General features: G+C 38.2%; 10 protein-coding genes. 6 read left to right on the top strand and 4 right to left on the bottom strand.

The features are described from left to right. Positions 1–109: 109 nt before the first annotated feature. Entirely contained in the window at positions 110–406 is a 297-nt protein-coding gene (locus E2B99_RS11100; protein WP_134245016.1) for a type II toxin-antitoxin system RelE/ParE family toxin, read from the top strand. A gap of 1 nt (position 407) precedes the next feature. Then, positions 408–698 (top strand): addiction module antidote protein, encoded by a 291-nt coding sequence (locus tag E2B99_RS11095; protein ID WP_134245015.1) that lies wholly within the window; start codon positions 408–410, stop codon positions 696–698. A 46-nt stretch (positions 699–744) separates the two neighbouring features. Here the strand turns inward: E2B99_RS11095 and E2B99_RS11090 are convergent, their stop codons facing one another. Together E2B99_RS11090 and E2B99_RS11085 are read right to left on the bottom strand one after the other, a co-directional pair. Beyond that, positions 745–1,059 carry a BrnA antitoxin family protein gene (locus E2B99_RS11090; protein ID WP_134245014.1) on the bottom strand — a complete coding sequence of 105 codons (315 nt, stop codon included), beginning with the start codon at positions 1,057–1,059 and terminating at the stop codon, positions 745–747. Next, complete coding sequence (locus E2B99_RS11085; RefSeq protein ID WP_134245013.1) at positions 1,022–1,333, bottom strand: BrnT family toxin; 312 nt, start codon at positions 1,331–1,333, stop codon at positions 1,022–1,024. The genes E2B99_RS11090 and E2B99_RS11085 overlap by 38 nt, the downstream gene beginning before the upstream one ends. 199 nt (positions 1,334–1,532) lie before the next feature. Between E2B99_RS11085 and E2B99_RS11080 the strand changes: the two genes are divergently transcribed. Further along, the gene (locus E2B99_RS11080) at positions 1,533–2,075 is read left to right on the top strand and encodes a plasmid replication DNA-binding protein (protein ID WP_134245012.1); all 543 of its coding nucleotides are present in this window, start codon (positions 1,533–1,535) and stop codon (positions 2,073–2,075) included. 330 nt (positions 2,076–2,405) lie between these two features. Beyond that, complete coding sequence (locus E2B99_RS11075; protein ID WP_134245011.1) at positions 2,406–2,612, top strand: hypothetical protein; 207 nt, start codon at positions 2,406–2,408, stop codon at positions 2,610–2,612. Here the strand turns inward: E2B99_RS11075 and E2B99_RS11070 are convergent. Both E2B99_RS11070 and repM read right to left on the bottom strand, forming a co-directional pair. Further along, positions 2,609–2,869: a hypothetical protein gene (locus E2B99_RS11070; protein WP_134245010.1), complete on the bottom strand. Its 261-nt coding sequence runs from the start codon at positions 2,867–2,869 to the stop codon at positions 2,609–2,611. The two genes, E2B99_RS11075 and E2B99_RS11070, sit on opposite strands and share 4 nt — an antisense overlap. 230 nt (positions 2,870–3,099) lie before the next feature. After that, the gene (gene repM / locus E2B99_RS11065; RefSeq protein WP_134245009.1) at positions 3,100–4,035 is read right to left on the bottom strand and encodes a replication initiation protein RepM; all 936 of its coding nucleotides are present in this window, start codon (positions 4,033–4,035) and stop codon (positions 3,100–3,102) included. Between the two features lie 674 nt (positions 4,036–4,709). On the opposite strand from repM, the gene E2B99_RS11060 reads away from it, so the two are divergent. Together E2B99_RS11060 and E2B99_RS11055 are read left to right on the top strand one after the other, a co-directional pair. Beyond that, positions 4,710–5,006: a helix-turn-helix domain-containing protein gene (locus E2B99_RS11060; protein ID WP_134245008.1), complete on the top strand. Its 297-nt coding sequence runs from the start codon at positions 4,710–4,712 to the stop codon at positions 5,004–5,006. 67 nt (positions 5,007–5,073) lie between these two features. After that, positions 5,074–5,337, top strand: a complete 264-nt coding sequence (locus E2B99_RS11055) for a hypothetical protein (RefSeq protein WP_134245007.1) — start codon at positions 5,074–5,076, stop codon at positions 5,335–5,337. The last annotated feature ends 162 nt before the right edge of the window (positions 5,338–5,499 follow it).

Raw genomic sequence — 5,499 nt, 5'->3', positions numbered from 1 at the left:
TTAACATAATGCACGTTATACGAAATTAATTAATTAATGGATGTCCGTATAGATTACTTGCATATTGTATTCGATCGAATACAATATAGTGAGAAAACAAGGAATCCTCATGATTGAAATTAAACGTCTGCCAGAGTTTGATGAATGGTTGGATGGCATTAAAGACAATATGACCCGTATTCGCCTGAATCGTAGATTGGATAAGGTTCAACGTGGAAACTGGGGAGACATTAAACCTCTCCAAGATGCCGTTTGGGAAATGAGAGAATTCTTCGGTTCTGGATGGAGGATGTATTACATCCAACATGGTGACGTAGTGATTGTAATGCTTGGTGGAGGAGATAAATCGACTCAACAACAAGACATCGATCGTGCAGTCAAATTATCTAAAACATTGGAGGATTAAAATGGTTAAAGTCGCTGATTTACCAAGTTTTGATATGGCTGAGTCGCTCAAAACTGAAGAAGACATTGTGATGTATCTCAACATGGTTCTCGAAGAAAATGATCCTGCTGAATTAGCCCACGCACTTGGTGTAATTGCCAAAGCTCGTGGTATGACTCAAATCGCTAAAGAGGCAGGAATTGGACGTGAGGCTCTGTATAAAGCACTTCGTCACGACTCTGCACCACGTTTTGATACGATTAATCGTGTAGTGAATGCTTTAGGTTTAAAGATCACAGTACAACACGCCTAAAAATTTAAAAAATGTAATAAAAATGGAAGCCTATAGCTCCCATTTTTTATGGATGATTCTTTAATTCTTGCAGCATGGCATCACGCAAAATCTTATTCATTCTTGTCTGATAGCCTTTACCTTGGGCCTTTAGCCATTGCATTACATCTGCATCAATACGAACCGTAGTCACTTGTTTAGTCGGCTTGTAAAAAGGGTTCTGCACTGCATTTTTCCAGAAACTTTCATCAAGTTCAGGAATGTCCGAAAAATCTATTTCACTGTCTGGGCGTTTAGCCAAAGCTTCAAGTCTTGCCTTTTGTTCTTCAGACAAAACAGGAGGATTATTCAAATCCATTTTGTAGTTGACGGTTTTGCTCATACTGTTTCCTCTCTTTTTTCACTGCCTGTCGTGCCGAAATAATGCGGATATGATCAATCCCATCATGATCTTGTACCGTATGCGCAACCAGTAAAACGGTTTGTCCATGCACTAGACCAATTGCCTGCCAGCGATATTCACCATTTTCAAAGCGATCCTGTTGAAATACGGCATAAGCATCATAAAAAACCAGTGTTGCATCTTCAAAAGCGACTCCATGCTTTTTAAGGTTTACCTCTGCTTTATGCTCATCCCATGAAAACTCAATTTCCATCGTTGCATCGCTTTTTGTTAATACAATTATGTTAATACAAAATAGTGAAAAAGGCAAAAAAAACTCATTTTTATAAGTGCAATCCACTAAAAATGCTTGTAAAAAATTGCCTTGATTTCAATAGGGTTTTCAGCCTGATTGTTCTACTCATGCGATTCGCTTATGATCATTTTCTAACTTACTTCGGCATGGAATGCACATGGCCACAAAGCTCAAGATAAGCCAGGCTGCCACTTTATATCAAAAATCAAGGAACACCCTGTATCAGGCTATTCAGAAGGGAATCTTAAGTAAAGACCAGGATGGCTTACTGGATCTCTCAGAGTTAATCCGAGTCTATGGAGAACCCAAGACAAGCCCCAAGTCCGTCAAACCGGTTGATGTACCGCCAGAACGTGCTGAGCCCCAGGACACGACTACTGCCCAGCTCTTAGCTGTACTTAAGCGAGAGAATGAATTACTGCGTCAGCAGCTTGACGAAGCCAAGGAAAGAGAGCTATTTCAGCGTGAACTAATTCAGAGCATGAACCAGAAGCTCATCCCCCTGATAGAACACCTGAACACTGTTCAGGACAGTTCATCAGAACAGTTGAGTACAGTAGCTAAGGATATTGAAAATAGAGGTATAGAACAAAATACAGGACAACCAGCACAGTGTACTGAACAGTCCAACAGAACAGTTGAGGACACTTCCCAAACTGTTCAGCAGAAACAGGGGTTTTGGCAAAAATTGTTTAATTGAATATATGTTTTCATTAAATAGTATTTAATTTTTAACTGACATAATATCCTAGTTAAATATTGTTATTTTATTCAGTGAATTTCTCTATGTTGCGCCATTCTTTTTTCCTGCTAGTTGCTTTTTTACTGCTTGTACGCCGGAATCACCAGTTCAGGAATAAGCTAAAAACACCTGAAACACGATAGGATTGCTTTTACCCACAACAAACCTACTTATGCAAAACTAGCAACTTTACCGACTAGCAAAACAGGTGATAGCGCTGCACTACTGGGTATTTTAGAGATTAAGGATGGCTGTATTTATGCAAAAGTAGTCGCCAATGAGCTGTATTTGATTGCCAGTATGAACCCTGATATTTATTGGGATGATCACCAACAGGCCTTAATGCTATCGGGTGGTAAAACGATAAAGCTTGGAGAAGCAATGATGCTCGGTGGCTCATCCTATATAGGGCCACAAGAACGCTTAAAATGGACGCTGGCACCGAATGAAAGATGTCATGTAACCCAGATCTGGATTACCAATTCAGTCAGTTAATTTTGAGTTGTAGTTGCTCTAGCTGCTACTTGTTGCCGATAGTTTTCATCCTGGCTCATTCGATTTAATGTTGCAGCCATATTATTTAAAAAATCTGTCATGCGCTTCTCATGTAGCTCATCGTCACTTGGTTTTCCTCCAGTAGCCCGAGCAGCGACTTCCTTTTGATATGCCTCATCTATAGTCATTTTTTTACAGGTTTCTAAAGCATTTTTATCAAAATCGCTTAGGCCATCATCAGTTTTACAGTGATTCATTTTAGCTACCTTAAGTAAGGGGTTAACCGTTGAGCTCAGCGAATAAGGTAAAGGGTTGGGATATTTCATGCGTGCATGTAATATTACAACACACATCTTGCCTTCCAATCACATTCTATAAAAGCCTATAAACGCTTATAGAAGATGTAAAAACCCTAAAAATACTCTATGAGCTTATGAACGCATAAAATCGCTTATAAAAGCTTATAGGAGAATATAAGCGCTTATAGCTAACTGGTTGGCTGCAATTCAAATGAATCAACCTTGGCGTATTCCATAAACATGATATTCAATAGGTCATGGATGCTCTTGTTTTGCGTTTTGGCGAGGTTTTCGACGTATTCCCTGGTTAGAGTAGGACACTTGGCACAAAGCGTCTTAAACAAGCTATTTTCAGGTGTATTCCACGCATTCTTTAATGGCTCAGCCGTTTTTTTAGCGGGTTTGGATTTTTCTTCCAATACTTTGAGTGATTTTTTCTTCTGTTTAAAAGCAAATGAGAAGCCTGTAATGGTACGACCCTGCTTATGCTGCTCATACTTCACGGTTATATCTGTATGCTCATTAATTTGCTTAATGGCTAAATCAAGAACACGCTTTTTAAAATCCCCCATTGCCTTATATTCATTAACCCCTAAACCTAGCTGTCCTCTAAATTTTTCAAGCTCAAATATGGGGGTTTTCTCTACAGTACGCCAACGTATCAATAGTTCATATAACCGCACTGCATATAAGCTAGTTACTTCAGCTAATTGCTGTAACTCATAGCTTGTAAAATTTTTTTCCAAGCGAGTCACAAAGGGTACTACATCAGGAGAAAAGCATATTTCAACTGTGCCAGCATCTTCTATATAAGCTATTTTTGAAACCCATCTAGTTTGAACTATTCTAAGTTTTCCTGTTTTTGCATCTGTTTCAGAGTAAGTGAAATAGCGATTAAACAGGTTTTTAGCAGCTTCATTCAAAACTCTGTAAGCTGTGGACTTGTCAGCATTGAATTGATTTATATAGCTACTAGCATGGATTCTTAGCATCGTAGTTGAATCAATTCCTAGTCCAGTTTCTCTCGCTCCTACAATAGCTAGTAAAACTAGCCTTTGCTCTACCAGTCCTAAAGTATAGCTAGCATCAATAAGGGCATTATCCTTAACTACCAAGTTATGCATTATAAATAGTCTTAAAATTTTAAAGTCAATATATAGTCGTTAATTTCTTAAGTCAATAAAAGGTGTATAGACGTCCATTTATAGGTGTATAGACGTCCATTTATAGGTGTATAGACGTCCATTTATAGGTGTATAGACGTCCATTTATAGCAGCTAGAAGAATTGATATTAAAGGCTTACAGAAGATCTAAAAGCTTTTAAAAGTATTAAAAATATAAAAAGAGATTTTTCTTTTTTGAAAGCAAAAAGCAGAAGCAAAAAAGCAAGAGCATTTGTAGAGTTTTAATCCTGGTTGCATTGTCAAAACCATGTTGATTGGAAGTCAGCAGGTCACACGACCCATAGATTTTGATTCACACACCACGCAACTCTCGTTGCAAAGCTCAAAGCATTGCAAGAGTAAGATTTTGAGCGTATACACTAGGACTTAAAATTTGTATACACTACCTTAAAATAAGTTAATATAAATCAATAACTTAAATTGTATACACTAGGATTTTAACTGTATGCGCTATAAACAGATAAGACATTGATTTATATATTTATATTCCGTCTACACTAGCTAGGTTATGCAAATATCATTATTAAATTTAGGTGACTATTTCAATATTTTTGAATCTGCTATTACCATAGCCAATGCACTTTGCTAAACCACAAAAAACGATTCAATCACTATGTCATCAAAATTAAAACCATCGCTAAAGCGCACCATTTCGCGTTATAGCCTTGAAACGCATCAAGGGCACTATCTTATACCAGCCGAAGTTATCAACGCTGTATTTGACAGAAAATCGAGTTCTATGCGTGCCTGGCGCAAATACTTGGGCCTACGTAAAAAACATTTAGCCCAGCAGCTTGGCATCAGTAAGTCGCAATATAGCCGCTTAGAAGCCAAAAAAAAGCCATCCAAGGCACTGCTGCGTCAAATGGCAATGCTACTTGGAATCCATGTTAAGCAGCTCAATTTCTAGCGGCTTAACATGGATTTTCTGAAAAAGTGTCCCCTCATGTGTCCGCTTGTATTTGGAGTAAATTAAAATGAATCAATTGGCGCAAATTAAAGCATTTGAACAACGTGATACTGCCTTGCATAAGACCGGAGAACTTTACGGCCTTTTGATTGCTGACCTGGCAGCCAGGATTGGACAGTGTTCTGAGGACAGTGTGCAGTACAGTGTCCTGGTTGATCAGCAAACGCAGTACCAGACCCAACAGCGTGAGCTATACCGACTGAGTACCCAGCAGCTTGAACAACGCAGTCAACAGTTAGCCGAACAGGTAAAAGCACGTTATACCGACTAAAAAATCAGCAAATTAGTGGCAAAAGCTGCCAAAAATGCCTATTTTTTAACCTATTTTTGGTTTTAGGTAATTTTTAGCTGTATCGGATAGAAGTTTTAACGCGCAAGATATTGATATATATGAATAAAAATTATTGGCGTCGTATAACGTGCATTATGTTAA

It is taken from the genome of Alkanindiges illinoisensis, from assembly GCF_004377485.1.
GTDB classification, from domain to species: Bacteria; Pseudomonadota; Gammaproteobacteria; order Pseudomonadales; family Moraxellaceae; genus Alkanindiges; species Alkanindiges illinoisensis_A.
Note: the sequence above shows the minus strand (reverse complement) of the source record. Positions and strands in the feature narration are given on the sequence as shown.

Excerpts from the sequence above, each read along its gene's own strand:
- E2B99_RS11100 (WP_134245016.1), top strand. The coding sequence starts at position 110 with ATGATTGAAATTAAACGTCTGCCAGAGTTTGATGAATGGTTGGATGGC.
- E2B99_RS11095 (WP_134245015.1), top strand. The coding sequence starts at position 408 with ATGGTTAAAGTCGCTGATTTACCAAGTTTTGATATGGCTGAGTCGCTC.
- E2B99_RS11090 (WP_134245014.1), bottom strand. The coding sequence starts at position 1,059 with ATGAGCAAAACCGTCAACTACAAAATGGATTTGAATAATCCTCCTGTT.
- E2B99_RS11085 (WP_134245013.1), bottom strand. The coding sequence starts at position 1,333 with ATGGAAATTGAGTTTTCATGGGATGAGCATAAAGCAGAGGTAAACCTT.
- E2B99_RS11080 (WP_134245012.1), top strand. The coding sequence starts at position 1,533 with ATGGCCACAAAGCTCAAGATAAGCCAGGCTGCCACTTTATATCAAAAA.
- E2B99_RS11070 (WP_134245010.1), bottom strand. The coding sequence starts at position 2,869 with ATGAATCACTGTAAAACTGATGATGGCCTAAGCGATTTTGATAAAAAT.
- repM (WP_134245009.1), bottom strand. The coding sequence starts at position 4,035 with ATGCATAACTTGGTAGTTAAGGATAATGCCCTTATTGATGCTAGCTAT.
- E2B99_RS11060 (WP_134245008.1), top strand. The coding sequence starts at position 4,710 with ATGTCATCAAAATTAAAACCATCGCTAAAGCGCACCATTTCGCGTTAT.
- E2B99_RS11055 (WP_134245007.1), top strand. The coding sequence starts at position 5,074 with ATGAATCAATTGGCGCAAATTAAAGCATTTGAACAACGTGATACTGCC.